The sequence below is a fragment of the Heyndrickxia camelliae genome, from assembly GCF_002844575.1.
GTDB lineage: Bacteria > Bacillota > Bacilli > Bacillales > Bacillaceae_C > Margalitia > Margalitia camelliae.
Window position 1 is genome coordinate 1 of sequence record NZ_PIQO01000039.1, and the last position, 15,205, is coordinate 15,205.

A 15,205-nucleotide genomic window follows, 5' to 3' on the forward strand; every position below is an offset into this window, starting at 1 on the left:
TTTTGTTCTGTTTAGTTTTCAAAGATCAATCTCATTTGTTGCATTCCATTAATTATGAAGCAACTTTTATATAATATCACATCGGGTTCTTTTTGTCAAATACTTTTTCTTTTTGTTTCAAATGAAGTATTTCAGCGACGTTTTATATATTATCATCTATTATATCCTATGTCAATAGAAAACATTAAAAATTCCTCCGAAGAGGAATTTTTAATGTAAAATCCACGTTTGAATAATGGTTAATCCTATTACTCCTGGGATTCCTAACAAACCAGATATAGCTGTTGTGATTAGATTGATAGGAACATGTATGCCATAATGGCTCCCAATTGAATTTAAAAAGAATAGAAATACTGCACCTATGATAAACTTTATAAACAATTGGCCCAACCATTTCACTGGTTTCCCCCATGTTCCTGCTACGAGCAATAACAAAATAACAACAATAATAATGGATACAACGATAACCGGATTCAAATTTCCCACTCCCTATTTCTGCACGTTTAGTACTATTCATTTTATGAACAGATTGTCCAAAAAGAACATTCATACAGAAATAATAATGGGGATTCTATATTTTTATTCTTAAATTTCGTTCTTTAGCTTCTCTAAATAGAAAAAAATATTTTGCTTCTGCGGTCAGCTTATAATAATTAAGCTCCTCATCGTATTCAAAGCTCATATCAACTAAAGATTTTTGATGTAACCAATCTTTTCTTGCAGTTGACATTAAGTCGATCAGTTTTTGATCATATTCTTCCCTTAGCTTTTGTTTGCGTCCAAACAAGAGAACTCACCCCGCTTAAACTTCTCTTCTTCCTTCAAGCGCCTTAGATAAAGTAACTTCATCCGCATACTCTAAGTCTCCACCAACAGGTAAACCATGGGCAATACGAGTAATTTTAATACCAGATGGTTTCAACAATCTGGAAATATACATTGCGGTTGCTTCTCCTTCAATATTCGGATTTGTAGCTAATATTACTTCTTGAACTGTTTCATCTTGGAGCCTTTTCAATAAATCAGGAACATTAATATCCTCAGGACCAATCCCATCCATCGGAGAGATTGCTCCATGTAAAACATGATATAATCCATTAAACTCTTTCATTTTTTCCATTGCTATAACATCCTTAGGATCTTGCACTACACAAATAATACTTCTATCCCTTCTTTGATCAGTGCAGATATAACAAGGATCTTGGTCTGTTATGTGGCCGCAAACAGAGCAATAGCCTAAATTGCGTTTCGCATCTACAAGTGCCTTTGCAAAGTCAAGCACAACATCTTCTTTCATGGTTAACACAAAAAACGCCAGTCTTGAAGCCGTCTTTGGGCCAATCCCTGGCAGTTTCATAAAGCTATCCATGAGCTTTGTAATCGGTTCAGGATAATGCATTTTTAATTCCCCTTAAAAGCCCGGTAAATTTAATCCCTTTGTAAATTGTCCCATTGTTTGATTTGTAAGTTCATCAGCCTTTTTCAACGCATCATTTGTAGCAGCTAAAACAAGATCTTGAAGCATTTCAATATCTTCAGGGTCTACAACTTCTTCTTTAATATTTACTTCCAATACTTCCTTATGCCCGGAAACAATTACTGAAACCATTCCGCCGCCTGCAGTGCCTTCAATACGCTGTTCACCTAATTGTTCTTGCGCTTCTGCCATTTTCTTTTGCATTTTTTGCATTTGCTTCATCATATTTTGCATATTACCCATACCACGCATTTTTATCGTCCTCCAATTTCTTTAATCTTGTATTTCCATTAAATCTATACCAACTAATTTCTTAGCTTCTGCAATAATGGGATCCTCTTCCCCTTCTTCATGTGAATGGTCAGATGAATCCATATTATTATTTTTTAAAAACTCTTCCCTTAGTTCATTCCATTGATTCTCAGGAACACCGACAGTTTGATAGCCGATTCCTGTAACTTCCTGAAGAATGGAAGAGATAGCTTCTATAAATTTATTGTTTTCCATTGCCATCTGACAATGAATTTCATATTTGAATTTTAGTACAAACGCATTATTCGAAGCTGCAACAGGTTCTGCCTCATTTAGCAATGCTGCTTGGGATCGCATTTGACGATTATTTAGCATTTCCAGCATATCGCCCCAGCGGCTTTTGATGAGTTGCAAATCCTGCTTAGTTGCCCCTTTTAATATATCATGAATTCTTCCAGTTTGTACTTTGTATCCTTTCCCAGTACGGGGAGATCTTTTTGCAACTTGCGGCTTTTCTTCTGTTGAGGCTGATACACCACGTTCTTTTAATCCTTTTATCTCCCTTTCAAGGCTCTCGATTTTACCCAACAAATTTTGAACATCTTCATTTTGAGGTGAAGACGCTACCCTTGACTCACATAACCTTATTAGAGCAACTTCAATATACATTTTTGCTATATTGGAAAATTTCATTTCTTGTTGCGTCTTATTTAATATATCAATGTATTCATAAATTTGCTCATTGGTTATGTTTTGTGAAAGGTTTTGGAAATCAGTGTCTACCATTACACGCTCGATAGACTCCTCAAGATTTGGGGCCGTCTTATATAAGAGCATATCTCGAAAATAAAGAATTAAATCCTCGATAAATCTCGTTGGGTCTTTTCCCTGGTATAATAGATCCTCTAACGTTTTCAAGGCAAGAGCGATATTATTTTCATGTATTGATAATGCTAATTGATTTAGATACTCTTGAGAAATAGCACCCGTTACAGTTAACGCATCATTCACTGTAATCACTTCATCACTGAATGAGACTGCTTGATCAAGCAAGCTTAGAGCATCCCTGAGTCCACCCTCTGCTGCACGTGCAATAATTTCAAAAGCCTTTTCCTCAAAATGTATCCCAGAGCCATTTGCAATATGCACCATTCTCTTAATAATATCTTTTGCTGTAATCCTTTTAAAATCAAAACGTTGACATCTCGATATAATAGTTAAAGGTATCTTATGTGGTTCTGTCGTAGCCAAAATAAAAATGACATGCTGAGGGGGCTCTTCCAATGTTTTTAAAAGCGCATTAAAGGCTCCAATGGAAAGCATATGAACCTCATCGATAATATAGACCTTATAAGAAACAGCATTAGGCGCAAATTTCACCTTGTCACGGATATCCCTTATTTCTTCAACTCCATTATTGGATGCTGCATCTATTTCTATAACATCGGGAATAGATCCATCCGTTATACCACGGCAAGCCGCACATTCATTACAAGGCTCTGCTACAGGTGCCTTTTCGCAATTTATTGCTTTAGCCAAAATTTTGGCAGCACTTGTTTTACCAGTTCCTCTTGGACCAGAGAATAAATAAGCATGTGAAATTTTTTGCTGCAGGAGGGCATTCTGAAGTGTCTTCGTAACATGCTCTTGTCCCGCAACATCTTCAAACGATTGCGGTCTCCACACTCTATATAACGCTTGATACGCCATGTCCCTCCCACCTTCTTTTCAAGTGAATTTTATTGCATTTATGTTCGTATAATATTACTTTTCCCTATTATACATTATACGATTGTAATTTCCCATTTATAAAGGGAAACTATTTTAGAATAATACAAAAAACCCATCCGATTCGGATGAGTTAGTATGTAATAGTAACTGCCGTGCACCTTCCCTCGACTAGTTCCCATAAGCGTTACTTAAGCAGTTAGCTCAGCTCAGGCTGCCCTGCGGCACATGGAAGAGTCCACTTAATGCTGCTTCCTTCCGGACCTGACATGGTTCATGGATTTCCATTGCGCAGGACCCAAGCGTCAACGCCACTTACTTAAGGCAGACCCTACAGGATACTAGCCTCAAGAAGGGATTCAGTCCCGCTAGAGCGGTTTGCGGGTACAGGGCACCGCTACCTCCCCACCTAGCACGGCAAAGTTGATACCATATTAAGTTGCGTTAATTTAACGCTAAAGTAAGTATACTAGTATTTAGAAAAAAAATCAATGTGTAGAAGGTTGTTAATTATTGCCCAGACTTCCATTCAACTTTTCATGCTTTCTTTTTTGGCGAATTTCCCGAAAGAACGAACTTAGCATTTCACCACATTCTTGTGCTAAAACACCGCTGGTTACTTCACATTGATGGTTAAATCTATTATCCTCTAACAAATTCATCAAACTACCGACACATCCTGCTTTAGGGTCATGTGCTCCATATACAACCCTTTTAATTCGCGAAAGAATAATTGCACCACTGCACATAGGACATGGCTCTAAGGTGACATATAGAACAGCATTCTCCAACCGCCATGAACCAACATGATTGCATGCTTCTTGAATAGCCAATATTTCCGCATGAGTAATAGCATTTTGTGTCGTTTCCCGAAGATTATAGGCAGTAGCCACTACCTCATTGTCCAGAACAATAACTGCACCAATAGGGACTTCATTTTTTGTTGCTGCCTTTTTTGCTTCCTCTAAAGCAAGTCTCATGAAATGTTCATCATCTAAAGTCATTTTTTATAACCTCTGTTCTTTATACAATACTTCTCATTATATCTAATATTAAACTCTATAAAGGGTTTAAAGTCTTCGCACAAAAACATAACATTTTTTTCTTAGTAAACATAGAATGATTAAGGGTACTTAAATTAAAAATTTCTTACATAATTTATTTTAAATAAAGGAGGGGTTGCATTGCAAATACATGTGGTCAAACCAAATGAAACGGTTACGGGTATTGCGAGACTATATCAAGTTTCAGTAAATGAGCTTATATCTGCTAATGAGCTCCCTAACCCAGACCGTTTAGTAGTGGGGCAAGCATTAGTAATCCCGATTTACGGCAGTTTTTATTGGGTGCAACGTGGTGATAGCATTACCTCCATTTCCCGCAGATTCCAGATTGCTACCGCTGAACTTGCTAGAATAAATGGTATTTCTGTCAATCAACCATTACAGATTGGAATGAAGTTATATATACCACAGCAAAGAAAAGTGAATGCAGAGTTTAATGCATATGTAGAACCGTTTGGTAATACAGTTTCTAATGCCTTGGAAATAAGCTCACGTGAAGCAGCACCATACTTAACCTATCTGTCACCTTTTGCCTTTCGTGTAAACCGTGATGGATCTCTAATAGCACCTCCTTTAGGTAATTTGCCAGAAATTGCGAAGAGAAATAGAAATGTTCTAGTTATGGCTATAAATAATCAAGAAAAAGGGCAATTTAGCGATGAGTTAGGAAGACTTTTATTAAATGATCAGTCTATTCAAAATACATTTTTAAACAATATTGTTTCCACTGCAAAAAAATATGGATTCCGCGATATTCATATTGATTTTGAATATCTACGCCCCCAAGATAAAGATGCCTATAATCAATTTTTGCGAAAATCTAAAGCTCGTTTTTCCAAAGAAGGTTGGTTTTTATCCACTGCATTAGCACCTAAAACAAGTTCTACCCAAAAAGGACGATGGTATGAGGCACATGACTATAAAGCACATGGTGAGATTGTAGACTTTGTTGTAATCATGACATATGAATGGGGATACAGTGGCGGTCCTCCTATGGCGGTATCTCCGATAGCTCCTGTTAGGAAAGTATTGGATTATGCAGTGAAGGAAATCCCTTCAAAGAAAATTCTTATGGGACAGAATCTCTATGGCTATGACTGGACACTACCTTTTACTGCAGGTAAGGATATTGCCAAGGCAATAAGCCCTCAACAGGCAATTCAAATTGCTGCCGCTCACAATGTTCCAATTAATTATGATACTGATTCACAAGCTCCAAATATTGACTATGTGGACGAAGCCGGTAAGAAGCATAAAGTTTGGTTTGAAGATGCACGGTCCATTCAAGCAAAATTTAACTTACTTAAGGAATTAAATCTTAGAGGAATGAGCTATTGGAAATTAGGATTATCGTTTCCACAAAATTGGATTTTAATAGTAGATAATTTCAATGTTGAGAAAAAATGACTCCCTTCGTAAATAAGGGAGTTTATTTTTTTAGAATTATATTCCCGTACCACTGCTATTTAACATGTGCTAAAATATGTATTAGTGTGTTTTTTATGACGTTTTTATTCCTTTTTTCTTATAGATAAATGATTTGAGGAGGACAATAAATGGAAACTCTACCGTTCATAACGGTTGAAGGACCAATTGGCATAGGCAAAACCTCTCTCGCAAAAGCTATTTCGACCCATTTTCATTATCATCTTTTGAAAGAAATTGTAGATGAAAATCCATTTCTTGAAAAATTCTACGATAACATAGAAGAATGGAGTTTCCAGCTAGAGATGTTTTTCCTTTGTAATCGTTACAAGCAGCTTGAGGATATTAATATTCATTATCTCCAGAAGAACAAGCCAGTTGTGTCTGATTATCATATTTTTAAAAACCTTATATTCGCCAAAAGGACGTTAAAAAAAGAGCAATATCAAAAATACCTACAAATATACAATATTTTAACGAAAGATATGCCTCAGCCTAATTTAGTTATATACTTAAATGCTAGCTTAGATACTGTTTTAAAAAGAATTAAAATGCGGGGCAGAGATTTCGAAAAAAATATAAGCGCGGATTATTTAAAACAATTATCTGCAGACTATGACCTTTTTATGGATAACTTTGAACGTACTCATCCAAACATCCCCGTACTGCGATTTAATGGAGACGACCTAGACTTTATCCAATACGAAACGGATCTTCAATATATATTAGAGCAATTATCCTTAACTTTACAAAAAGGAGAACAGTGTTATGGAACTACGCAGTAAATATAGTATTCCTAGCAATACAGTAATTACCATCGCTGGAACTGTTGGAGTAGGAAAATCAACCATGACGAAATCTTTAGCCAATGCCTTAAACTTCCGTACATCCTTTGAAAAGGTAGATTCTAATCCTTATTTGGATAAATTTTATAATGATTTCAAAAGATGGAGCTTTCATTTACAAATCTACTTTTTAGGAGAGCGTTTTAAAGAACAAAAGCGTATTTTTGAATATGGCGGAGGATTTGTTCAGGACCGCTCCATATATGAAGATACAGGAATATTTGCTAAGATGCATTATGAAAAAGGCAATATGTCTGAGATTGATTATGAGACATATAAAAATTTATTTGATGCTATGGTAATGACACCTTATTTTCCTCATCCGGACTTATTAATTTATTTAGATGGATCCATTGATGATGTGTTAGAAAGAATTCAAAAGCGCGGTAGACCCATGGAACAAAAGACGCCGATTGATTACTGGGTAGAAATGCATAAACGTTATGAAGATTGGATAAATACCTTCAATGCATGTCCTGTTTTGCGCCTCAACATTAATGATTACGATTTGCTTAATAATGAAACTAGTATTGAACCAATTATTGAAAGAATAAGCTACTTTCTTAAACAAACACAGCTATTAAGAAAGTAAAAAAATTTTAATAATAATACAAAAATGAAGTCGCCAATTTAAAAGGCGACTTCGTTTATTTTATAAAACAAAAAATTCGTTACAATTTATGTAACGAATCTCAATCTCCAATAACTTATGCGTGTGTTATAAATTCAATATGGCGGAGGAAGAGGGATTCGAACCCCCGCGCGGTTTAACCCGCCTGTCGGTTTTCAANGGACTTGGGTATTCCTCCATATCGACAAGTAATACTTTAACAAATAAAAGACTACTTGTCAACACAATTTTGAATCTCCCGCTCTTCTTTTTTGCGAGAGATTCATTTTTATAATAATTATTTTGCCTTTATTACATCCACATTTCTCATATATGGTCGTAGAACCTCCGGTATGACAACACTGCCATCCTCTTGTTGGTAATTTTCTAAAATCGCTGCAACGGTGCGTCCAATAGCTAATCCAGACCCATTAAGAGTATGAACATGCTCTGGTTTTGCATTTACTTCTCTGCGGAAACGAATATTTGCTCTTCGTGCCTGGAAGGCCTCAAAGTTGCTGCAAGATGAGATCTCACGATAAGCATTATAGCTTGGAATCCATACTTCAATATCATATTTTTTAGCGGCGGTAAATCCTAAATCCGCGGTACACATACTTAAGACACGATAAGGCAACCCTAGTAACTGGAGTACTTTCTCCGCATGACCTGTCAATTTTTCAAGTTCTTCATAAGAATTCTCTGGTTTTACAAACTTCACCAATTCCACTTTATTAAATTGATGTTGGCGAATAAGCCCTCTTGTATCTCTTCCTGCAGAACCTGCCTCAGAACGAAAACATGCGCTAAATGCGGCATAGCTAATAGGAAGTTTATCTCCGTCTAAAATTTCATCTCGATGTAAATTTGTCACAGGGACCTCAGCTGTAGGAATTAGGAAATAATCTTCACTCTCTATTAAAAATGCATCTTCTTCAAACTTTGGCAATTGGCCTGTTCCTGTCATACTTGCACGATTTACCATATAAGGCGGCAATACTTCTTCATAACCATGCTCCTCAACATGCAAATCTAGCATAAAGTTAAATAATGCACGTTCCAATCTTGCACCTAATCCTTTATAAAATACAAAACGGCTCCCAGTTACTTTAGCGGCACGCTCAAAATCTAAAATGTTCAAATCGGTTGCAATATCCCAATGTGGTTTAGCTTCGAAATTAAAGTCTCTTACTTCCCCCCATTTACGGATTTCAACATTATCATCTTCAGATTCCCCAACCGGAGTACTTTCGTGAGGAATATTAGGAATAGATAGTAGAATACGATTCAAGTCTTCTTCTACCTGTCGCAATTCGTCATCATATTGTTTTATTTTATCTCCAACCTCACGCATTTGAGCGATTTGCTCGTCAGCATTTTGCTTTTCCCTTTTCATTTGTGCTATTTTTTGGCTTACTTCATTTCGTCTGCTTTTTAAGTCCTCTGTTACAACAATCAATTCCCGTCTTCTCTTATCCAGATCCTCAAATTTTTCAAAGTCGGTTAAATCTTCTCCACGATGTTGTAACTTTTCCTTTACTTCATCCAAATTTGCCCTTAAATACTTAATATCAAGCATATTATCTCCTCCTAATTATTAATAGAAAACAAAAAACTCCCATCCCCAATAAAGGGACGAGAGTTACCCGCGTTGCCACCCAAATTGAAAGCTAATAATAAGTAGCTTTCCACTTTAATCGATAACGGCGCTAACCGAAAGTACTTACTAGTCTAAAACATTCAGTACTTCACTCAAGGATGGATTCGCAAATTATCTTTATCGGTTCGCACCAACCACCGACTCTCTAATAAAAGAATAATTTGTTACTACTTCCTGTCAATGCTTTAAGCTGATTTTAAATGATAATTTACTACAAATTTTACCTAAATGCAACTGCTTTTATGCATTTTCCTTTGATTTCTTTACCATATGAACAAAATACTCTGTTAGTCTAGTATCATCCGTTAATTCAGGATGGAAGGAACATCCTAAAAACGGTCCCTCTTGAGCTGCTACTATTCTTCCTTCATGTTTTGCCAGTACTTCAACATTTTCTCCTGCCTCTACAATATGTGGGGCCCTAATAAATACAGCCGGGAATTTATCCGCAATTCCAAGAATATCTAAGTCTGTTTCAAAGCTTTCCTTTTGCCGTCCAAAGGAATTTCTTTCAACCTTTACATCTAACACACCAATATGTGGTTGATCATAGCCTACAATAGACTTTGCCATTAATATTAAACCCGCACATGTACCGAACATTGGTTTACCCAGCGCAGCAAAATGCTTTAACTCATCTAAAAAATCATACTTGTCGATAAGTTTTCGCATCGTTGTACTTTCTCCGCCTGGTAAAATCAACCCGTCTAGCTCTTCTAGTTCTTCCTTATGCTTTACTACAACGGCTGTAGCATCACACTTTTCTATTGCCTTAATATGTTCGCTGACAGCCCCTTGAAGGCCCAGCACACCGATTTTGACCATTATTACGATACTCCTTACCAGCCACGCTCTTGCATACGAGATTCTGGCGCTAATGAAGAAATTTCAATTCCCTTCATGGCTGTTCCAAGATTTTTAGAAATGTTTGCAATGAGCTCATAATCTTGATAATGTGTAGTCGCCTCTACAATAGCTCTAGCAAACTTCGCAGGATTATCTGATTTGAATATACCAGAACCAACAAAGACACCATCTGCGCCCAACTGCATCATCAATGCCGCATCAGCTGGTGTTGCAACCCCTCCAGCAGCAAAATTTACTACAGGCAATCTACCATGCTTTTTGATTTCTAGCAGTACTTCATATGGAGCTCCTAATAGTTTAGCTTCTGTCATTAATTCATCTTCATTCATGTTAACTACTTTTCTAACCTGTGCATTTACTTTTCTAATATGTCTAACTGCTTCTACTATATTCCCTGTTCCTGGCTCTCCCTTAGTACGCAACATCGAAGCCCCTTCCCCAATACGACGAGCGGCCTCTCCAAGATCTCTACAACCACAAACAAATGGAACAGTATATTCTTTCTTGTTAAGATGAAACTCTTCATCAGCTGGTGTTAATACTTCACTTTCATCAATATAATCAACACCCATCGCTTCAAGAACTCGTGCTTCCACAATATGGCCAATTCTTGCTTTTGCCATTACAGGGATTGTAACGGCGTTCATTACCTCTTCCACAATTCGCGGATCGGCCATTCTTGCTACCCCACCAGCTTTGCGAATATCTGAAGGAACGCGCTCTAATGCCATAACAGCGACTGCTCCAGCATCTTCTGCAATTTTTGCCTGTTCCGCATTTATTACATCCATAATAACGCCGCCTTTTTGCATTTCTGCCATGCCGCGTTTTACTCTATCAGTACCTGTTTTCACGAGCACTACCCCTTTTTTATGAAAGATTTTAAATTCCTATTAAGTTCCTAAGATTAAATAAACAGCAAAAAAGACACCTTGTCAAGAAGGTGTCTTTAAAAATACTTTGCTCCTATAATATTATCTTTAGAACCATCCTTTAACGGTTGATGTCACTCCGCCCCAAATATTTGCAAAAAAGTGACCAATGCCTCTCATCATTAAAACAAACCAATTTGCTTTATCAACATTATTTGCTGTCACAACATCAACACTAGCAGATTTCTGACCATATAAATATCCATAATCCTTTGAACCTTTATACTCTGCTACAAGTTTTCCTACTACTTCATTCTTTTTCACAGGGGCCAGCAGATTGCCATCTTTATCAAGCTTTTTCTTATTCAACTCTAAAACAGGATTATAAGCTTTATCCTCACCATTTTGAACAACTAAACGAAGTGGCTCTTTTGTTTCAAGCTTTACGCTCTTTTCTTTCCCCTTTAATACTGGTAAGGTTTTATGTTTAGTAATTTGGTAGTTTTTAGGATATACTTCCTTAACGGTAAAATTACTAAATGCATAATCCATCAATTTCTTTGTTTCGTCGAATCTTGAACTTTTAGTACTTTTTCCTTTACTGTCAGTGGCATTTAAAACGACAGTGATTACTCGCATCCCATTACGCATAGCAGTTCCTGTAAAACAGGATCCAGCAAAATCAGTGGTACCCGTTTTCAAACCATCAACTCCATTATCTTTAGAACCATATACTAAAGTTGGAAGCATCCAGTTCCAATTCTGCATATTAATATCTTCACCAGGTCCAGCATGGAAGACCATTTTTGGAATACTCGATGTTTTTAACATTTCAGGATAATCATTCACTAAATGAAAGGCAAGTTTCGCTGCTGCTCTTGCAGACATTACATTTTCATCAGTTGGTCCACCAAATTTTTTAGGATACATACCTTGTAAATCCGAGTTATTTAAGCCCGTGCAGTTTACAAATTTGTAATCCTTTAATCCTAATTCCTTTGCTTTTTCATTCATCATCTTTACAAAATTTGTTTCGGAACCTGCAATCGTTTCAGCAATAGCTATAGTTGCTGCATTTGCAGAATATATTGCCATAGCATGATATAAGTCAATAATTTTGTACTTCATATCTTTTCTTAAAGGCACATTTGAAAGACTAGTATTATGGGAAATTTTAACTACATAATCGCTTGGTGTATATTCTTGATCCCACTTAACTTTTCCCTCTTTAATAGATTCTAATAAAATATATTCAGTCATCATTTTTGACATGGATGCAATACCCAATGCAGTATCTGCATTTTTTGCATATAAAACTTTTCCAGTACTTGCTTCGATTGCAATAGCACCGTTAGCATGCACATCTAATACATCATCAGCCGCAAAAGCACTTTTTGGTAATTGGAACATACTCATTATTAAAATAAAAGCCAGTGCTCCGGCAATATACTTGTTTAGCCATTTTTTATCTTTCACTCATAACCCTCCATCACGATGAACTATACACTTTCGTTATTGTAACATAGTTCTAATCTATTGAGTAGACGGAGGATATACCTAAGTAAAACAAAAAATGGTAGAATTCCATTTCTTTAATACAGGATTCTACCATTTTTTATATTATAATTCTTAATTTATGAACAAATTATGACAATGAGTAATTTGGTGCCTCTTTGGTAATTTGTACGTCATGTGGATGGCTTTCTCTCAATCCAGCCCCAGTCATGCGAATGAATTGTGCTTTTTCACGAAGAGCTTCTAAATCCTTCGACCCACAATATCCCATTCCAGAACGCAAACCTCCTAGTAATTGGTAAACAACTTCCTCAACTGATCCTTTATATGGAATTCTTCCTTCAATGCCTTCTGGAACAAATTTCTTCGCATCTTCCTGAAAATAGCGGTCTTTTGATCCTTGTTCCATTGCAGCAACGGAACCCATTCCACGATATACTTTAAAACGTCGACCTTGGAAAATTTCTGTTTCACCAGGACTTTCCGTTGTACCTGCTAGTAAGCTTCCAAGCATAACAGCATGTCCGCCAGCAGCCAATGCTTTTACAATATCACCTGAATATTTAATACCGCCATCTGCAATGATAGCTTTACCTTGTTTACGTGCTTCTGTAGCACAGTCATAAATGGCAGTGATTTGAGGAACACCTACCCCTGCGACTACCCTTGTGGTACAAATGGAACCTGGTCCGATACCAACTTTTACCACATCTGCACCAGCGTTGAACAATTCACGTGTAGCTTCAGCAGTTGCAACATTACCAGCAATGATATTTAAATCTGGATATGCAGATCTTATTTGTTTTACAGTTTCAATAACACCGAAGGAATGGCCATGTGCAGTATCAATTACAATGACATCAACATTTGCATTTACAAGGTGTTCCACTCTTTTTAATGTATCTTTTGTTACACCAACTGCCGCACCAACCAATAGCCTTCCGTGTTTGTCCTTTGAAGAATTAGGAAATTCAATAACTTTTTCAATATCTTTGATAGTGATTAACCCTTTAAGAACTCCGTTGTTATCGACAAGTGGAAGCTTTTCAATTTTGCGTTTTTGAAGGATACTTTCAGCTTCTTTCAACGTAGTACCGACAGGAGCTGTGACTAGATTTTCTTTTGTCATTACATCTGAAATTGGGATAGAGAAATCTTGAATAAAGCGAAGATCACGGTTTGTAATAATACCTACTAATTTCTGCTCTTCTTCATTGTTTACTATAGGTACACCGGAAATTCTATACTTACCCATTAAATGTTCTGCGGAAAAAACTTGATGCTCAGGAGTTAAAAAGAAAGGATCCGTAATAACGCCACTTTCCGAGCGCTTTACCTTATCTACTTGTTCTGCCTGTTGTTCGATACTCATGTTTTTATGAATGATTCCAAGTCCGCCTTGTCTTGCCATCGAAATTGCCATTTCTGCTTCTGTTACAGTATCCATACCTGCACTAATAATTGGCATATTTAACTGCAGCGTTTCTGTCAGCGATACACTTAGGTTTACGTCCTTTGGTAATACTTCAGATTTTGCTGGAACCAATAAGACATCATCAAAGGTTAAGCCTTCTTTTGCAAATTTTGTTTCCCACATAATTTTCCCTCCTGTACCCAAAAATATTATTAGTAGGTTATCAATTGGATAAACTACTGTCAAGTACATCAGAATATGTTCCATTTTTCTAACAATTTGGAGGTTCTGCATTTGGAATCAAAAATATGGGAGCAATTAGATTATTTTCAATCTGCAGCCTACACGCAAGAATATTTAAATATGCGCTACAAGAAAGTACCAAGTAATATAGATGCTTGTAAAATGGGGTATGATAACTGCTATACATTTATGTATTATTTGGAACACGGAAAGCTATATTACCATCAGGCAGAGATGTCTCCACTTGCTATTAAACCAGTATTACTCTTTTATGGTCTTGTTCATCTAATTAAGGCGTGTCTTCTAACAGTTGATCCGAATTATCCTGAAACAACTTCTGTATTGGCACATGGTGTTACGTCTAGAAAAAAGAAAAAACGACAATATCAATTCATTTATGATGAAGTTAAAGTCCAAAGACTTGGTTTATTCACACATTTCTCTAAGAAAATGTTTCACGTGGAACATTTAGATGGGGAGAAATTTTCCATGAAAGATCTTTTATCTCAATTACCGGAGCTTGATGATTGCCTTAAATTGTTTCAAATTACAAACTTTATTGATGTATATAAACATGACAATACATATTGCTTACCAATTACAATTTTAGATTATTATCATAAAACATTTAATTCATTCAAGGAGTATATTGATGTAAGAAGTAACTCTAAGATTCTATGGGAGGAACCTACAAAAGACAATATTTATTTTACTTGCAATAAAGCACTTCCTCTTCCCTTTCGATATAATGTCGATAAGAAAAGCTATTGCCTTCCAGTTGAGAAAAACATCTTAGGAATGATTCCAGAATTAAGTATTTATTATTTGCTTTTATATAATCTGAGTATGATTGCACGATACGAAACAGAGTGGTGGTCGGAGCTTTTAAAAACTACACCAACAAATGATTTTCCTATTATTGGTAAGTTTTTATCTATCTCTATGTATAAGACACCATATTTAGTTCATCAATTCCTTTTAAATAAATAAAAGCAAACACGATTAATGCAGCAGATCACAATATACAATGATACAGGCATATGTCATCGTTAAGAAGTTGATATAAGAGAAGTCTCGATTTTAGAGTACTCGCCGGGTTTTTACTTTATCCGCGAATAATCGATTAATCCAGCTTTTCAACACTTTGCATTTAATATTAAAATATAAAAAAGCCACAGATGAATATCTGTGGCTTTTATCCATTGCCTGGCAACGTCCTACTCTTGCAGGGGG

General features: G+C 36.3%; 15 protein-coding genes, 1 tRNA gene, 1 other RNA gene and 1 other annotated feature. Of the genes, 4 read left to right on the plus strand and 13 right to left on the minus strand.

Going from position 1 to position 15,205, the window contains the following annotated elements:
* Positions 1–210: 210 nt before the first annotated feature.
* The 7 genes from CWO92_RS23950 to tadA form a co-directional block, all read right to left on the minus strand.
* Positions 211–477 carry a pro-sigmaK processing inhibitor BofA family protein gene (locus CWO92_RS23950; protein ID WP_101356700.1) on the minus strand — a complete coding sequence of 89 codons (267 nt, stop codon included), beginning with the start codon at positions 475–477 and terminating at the stop codon, positions 211–213.
* A gap of 94 nt (positions 478–571) precedes the next feature.
* On the minus strand, positions 572–787 hold the full coding sequence (locus CWO92_RS23955) for a YaaL family protein (protein WP_101356701.1): 216 nt from the start codon (positions 785–787) through the stop codon (positions 572–574).
* A 15-nt stretch (positions 788–802) separates the two neighbouring features.
* Positions 803–1,399, minus strand: a complete 597-nt coding sequence (gene recR, locus CWO92_RS23960) for a recombination mediator RecR (protein WP_101356702.1) — start codon at positions 1,397–1,399, stop codon at positions 803–805.
* Positions 1,400–1,411: 12 nt separating this feature from the next.
* Positions 1,412–1,729, minus strand: a complete 318-nt coding sequence (locus CWO92_RS23965) for a YbaB/EbfC family nucleoid-associated protein (RefSeq protein WP_055741654.1) — start codon at positions 1,727–1,729, stop codon at positions 1,412–1,414.
* A gap of 21 nt (positions 1,730–1,750) precedes the next feature.
* Positions 1,751–3,439, minus strand: a complete 1,689-nt coding sequence (gene dnaX / locus CWO92_RS23970) for a DNA polymerase III subunit gamma/tau (protein WP_101356703.1) — start codon at positions 3,437–3,439, stop codon at positions 1,751–1,753.
* Between the two features lie 171 nt (positions 3,440–3,610).
* An RNA gene (gene ffs / locus CWO92_RS23975) (signal recognition particle sRNA large type) lies at positions 3,611–3,875 on the minus strand.
* An 88-nt stretch (positions 3,876–3,963) separates the two neighbouring features.
* The gene (gene tadA / locus CWO92_RS23980; RefSeq protein WP_101356704.1) at positions 3,964–4,461 is read right to left on the minus strand and encodes a tRNA adenosine(34) deaminase TadA; all 498 of its coding nucleotides are present in this window, start codon (positions 4,459–4,461) and stop codon (positions 3,964–3,966) included.
* A 180-nt stretch (positions 4,462–4,641) separates the two neighbouring features.
* On the opposite strand from tadA, the gene CWO92_RS23985 reads away from it, so the two are divergent.
* From CWO92_RS23985 to CWO92_RS23995, 3 genes are all read left to right on the plus strand, one after another.
* Entirely contained in the window at positions 4,642–5,928 is a 1,287-nt protein-coding gene (locus CWO92_RS23985) for a glycosyl hydrolase family 18 protein (protein WP_101356705.1), read from the plus strand.
* Positions 5,929–6,077: 149 nt separating this feature from the next.
* On the plus strand, positions 6,078–6,731 hold the full coding sequence (locus CWO92_RS23990) for a deoxynucleoside kinase (RefSeq protein WP_101356706.1): 654 nt from the start codon (positions 6,078–6,080) through the stop codon (positions 6,729–6,731).
* Positions 6,715–7,383 carry a deoxynucleoside kinase gene (locus CWO92_RS23995; RefSeq protein ID WP_101356707.1) on the plus strand — a complete coding sequence of 223 codons (669 nt, stop codon included), beginning with the start codon at positions 6,715–6,717 and terminating at the stop codon, positions 7,381–7,383. The genes CWO92_RS23990 and CWO92_RS23995 overlap by 17 nt, the downstream gene beginning before the upstream one ends.
* Before the next feature lie 140 nt (positions 7,384–7,523).
* On the opposite strand, the gene CWO92_RS24000 is transcribed toward CWO92_RS23995, so the two are convergent.
* From CWO92_RS24000 to guaB, 6 genes are all read right to left on the minus strand, one after another.
* Positions 7,524–7,600: transfer RNA gene (locus tag CWO92_RS24000), tRNA-OTHER, on the minus strand.
* A 99-nt stretch (positions 7,601–7,699) separates the two neighbouring features.
* A complete protein-coding gene (gene serS, locus CWO92_RS24005; protein WP_101356708.1) occupies positions 7,700–8,980 on the minus strand; it encodes a serine--tRNA ligase in 1,281 nt (426 codons plus the stop codon).
* Between the two features lie 49 nt (positions 8,981–9,029).
* Positions 9,030–9,251, minus strand: a binding site (T-box leader).
* A gap of 50 nt (positions 9,252–9,301) precedes the next feature.
* Positions 9,302–9,886 carry a pyridoxal 5'-phosphate synthase glutaminase subunit PdxT gene (pdxT, locus tag CWO92_RS24010; RefSeq protein WP_101356709.1) on the minus strand — a complete coding sequence of 195 codons (585 nt, stop codon included), beginning with the start codon at positions 9,884–9,886 and terminating at the stop codon, positions 9,302–9,304.
* 14 nt (positions 9,887–9,900) lie between these two features.
* Positions 9,901–10,782 (minus strand): pyridoxal 5'-phosphate synthase lyase subunit PdxS, encoded by an 882-nt coding sequence (gene pdxS / locus CWO92_RS24015; RefSeq protein ID WP_101356710.1) that lies wholly within the window; start codon positions 10,780–10,782, stop codon positions 9,901–9,903.
* A 126-nt stretch (positions 10,783–10,908) separates the two neighbouring features.
* Positions 10,909–12,216: a serine hydrolase gene (locus CWO92_RS24020; protein WP_101356713.1), complete on the minus strand. Its 1,308-nt coding sequence runs from the start codon at positions 12,214–12,216 to the stop codon at positions 10,909–10,911.
* A 229-nt stretch (positions 12,217–12,445) separates the two neighbouring features.
* Positions 12,446–13,912 carry an IMP dehydrogenase gene (gene guaB / locus CWO92_RS24025; protein ID WP_101356711.1) on the minus strand — a complete coding sequence of 489 codons (1,467 nt, stop codon included), beginning with the start codon at positions 13,910–13,912 and terminating at the stop codon, positions 12,446–12,448.
* A gap of 111 nt (positions 13,913–14,023) precedes the next feature.
* Here guaB and CWO92_RS24030 point away from each other — a divergent pair, with 111 nt between their 5' ends.
* Positions 14,024–14,962 carry a YaaC family protein gene (locus CWO92_RS24030; RefSeq protein ID WP_235851671.1) on the plus strand — a complete coding sequence of 313 codons (939 nt, stop codon included), beginning with the start codon at positions 14,024–14,026 and terminating at the stop codon, positions 14,960–14,962.
* Positions 14,963–15,205: the final 243 nt, after the last annotated feature.

What these genes read in the sequence shown, in the direction of transcription:
- recR (WP_101356702.1), bottom strand. Translation starts at nt 1,399, where the DNA reads ATGCATTATCCTGAACCGATTACAAAGCTCATGGATAGCTTTATGAAA.
- CWO92_RS23965 (WP_055741654.1), bottom strand. Translation starts at nt 1,729, where the DNA reads ATGCGTGGTATGGGTAATATGCAAAATATGATGAAGCAAATGCAAAAA.
- dnaX (WP_101356703.1), bottom strand. Translation starts at nt 3,439, where the DNA reads ATGGCGTATCAAGCGTTATATAGAGTGTGGAGACCGCAATCGTTTGAA.
- tadA (WP_101356704.1), bottom strand. Translation starts at nt 4,461, where the DNA reads ATGACTTTAGATGATGAACATTTCATGAGACTTGCTTTAGAGGAAGCA.
- CWO92_RS23990 (WP_101356706.1), top strand. Translation starts at nt 6,078, where the DNA reads ATGGAAACTCTACCGTTCATAACGGTTGAAGGACCAATTGGCATAGGC.
- CWO92_RS23995 (WP_101356707.1), top strand. Translation starts at nt 6,715, where the DNA reads ATGGAACTACGCAGTAAATATAGTATTCCTAGCAATACAGTAATTACC.
- serS (WP_101356708.1), bottom strand. Translation starts at nt 8,980, where the DNA reads ATGCTTGATATTAAGTATTTAAGGGCAAATTTGGATGAAGTAAAGGAA.
- pdxT (WP_101356709.1), bottom strand. Translation starts at nt 9,886, where the DNA reads ATGGTCAAAATCGGTGTGCTGGGCCTTCAAGGGGCTGTCAGCGAACAT.
- CWO92_RS24020 (WP_101356713.1), bottom strand. Translation starts at nt 12,216, where the DNA reads ATGAGTATGTTCCAATTACCAAAAAGTGCTTTTGCGGCTGATGATGTA.
- guaB (WP_101356711.1), bottom strand. Translation starts at nt 13,912, where the DNA reads ATGTGGGAAACAAAATTTGCAAAAGAAGGCTTAACCTTTGATGATGTC.